The sequence below is a fragment of the Segeticoccus rhizosphaerae genome (genome assembly GCF_009192725.1).
Lineage (GTDB): Bacteria > Actinomycetota > Actinomycetes > Actinomycetales > Dermatophilaceae > Segeticoccus > Segeticoccus rhizosphaerae.
Window position 1 is genome coordinate 1 of record NZ_VOHR01000545.1, and the last position, 1,465, is coordinate 1,465.

The following is a 1,465-nucleotide window of genomic DNA, read 5'->3' on the forward strand; positions in this document are numbered from 1 at the left end:
GCCGTGGTGCTGGCCGACCGGGGTCGCCACGACCTGGGCCCAGCACCACGGCGGACCCTGGCCCGCGACCAGCCGACCGGACGCGACGAGCGTCGGCGCCGCTGCGCTCGACCGCTTCACCCGTCCGGTGGCCTTCCAGGCCGTGCCCGAGGTCGGGTTGCCGGCCGTCCTGCGCGACGACAACCCGTGGAACGTGCCACGGCGGGTGGACGGGCAGCCGGAGGCGCCCGGCACGGCATACGCGGCGAGCGACACCTCCGAGGGTGACGGGCAGCACGGGGACGACCAACCCGGGGACACCCACCCGGGGGACGCGCCGGGTGGGGACGTTGTCGCGGAGGGGGCCGCCACGTGAGGCCACCGCTCGACGGGGTGCTCGTGGCCGACTTCAGCCGGGTCCTGGCCGGCCCCATCGCCACGATGAACCTCGCCGACCTCGGCGCGACCGTCGTCAAGGTGGAGCGGCCCGGTGCTGGCGACGACACCCGGTCGTGGGGGCCGCCGTGGTCCGACCACTCCTCGTCCTACTTCGACAGCATCAACCGCAGCAAGCGCAGCGTCACGCTCGACCTGCGCGACGAGGGCGACCGCGCCCTCGCGCACGAGCTGGCCCGGCGTGCCGACGTCTTCATCGAGAACTTCCGGCCCGGCGCCCTCGAGCGGCACGGCCTCGGCTACGAGCAGGTCCGCGCCGCGAACCCGCGCATCGTCTACGCGTCGATCACCGGCTTCGGCCGGGGGGCTGGCGCCGACCTGATGGGCTACGACTTCCTCGTGCAGGCGGTCGGCGGGCTGATGAGCGTCACCGGCGATCCCGACGGCGATCCGACCAAGGCCGGCGTCGCACTCGTCGACGTGCTCACCGGCAAGGACGCCACGATCGGCATCCTCGCCGCGCTCACCGCCCGTGAACACAGCGGGCAGGGGTGCCGGGTCGAGGTGGAGCTGCTCTCCAGCCTGCTGTCCTCGATGGTCAACCAGGCCCAGGGCTACCTGCAGACCGGCAGGGCCCCGCGGCGGATGGGCAACCGGCACCCGTCGATCGCGCCCTACGAGACACTTCACTGCGCCGATGGCCTGCTCGCGGTCGCCTGTGGCAACGATGGCCAGTTCGCCCGGTTGGCAACGGCTCTCGGTGCACCGGAGCTGGCCGCGGACGAGCGGTTCGCCACCAACGCGTCGCGGGTGGGGCACCGGGAGGAGCTGGTTGGCGTCCTCGAGGCGCAGCTGGCCGCCGCCGACGCGGACACCTGGCAGCAGCGGCTGACCGCGGCAGACGTGCCGGCCGGCCGGGTCGGCGACCTTGCCGACGGGTTCGACCTCGCGGAACGGCTCGGGCTCGAGCCGTGGTCGCGGGTCGACGACCGCGCCGAGGGTTGGGGCGCCGGGGTCGACCCCGCCGAGGGTGCCACGCGCAAGGCCGGATCGAACGGCGCCGGTGGCGTGCCCCAGGTGAGCCACCCGG

Annotated in this window: 1 protein-coding gene and 1 pseudogene; both read left to right on the forward strand. The window is 74.5% G+C overall.

The window, feature by feature from the left end; genetic code table 11:
• Positions 1 to 355: pseudogene (locus FRW57_RS24205) on the forward strand (hypothetical protein); the annotation flags it as partial.
• Positions 352 to 1,465 (forward strand): CaiB/BaiF CoA transferase family protein (locus tag FRW57_RS21505; protein WP_152187026.1); only part of this gene is annotated, 1,114 nt, incomplete at its 3' end. The pseudogene FRW57_RS24205 and the gene FRW57_RS21505, both read left to right, overlap by 4 nt.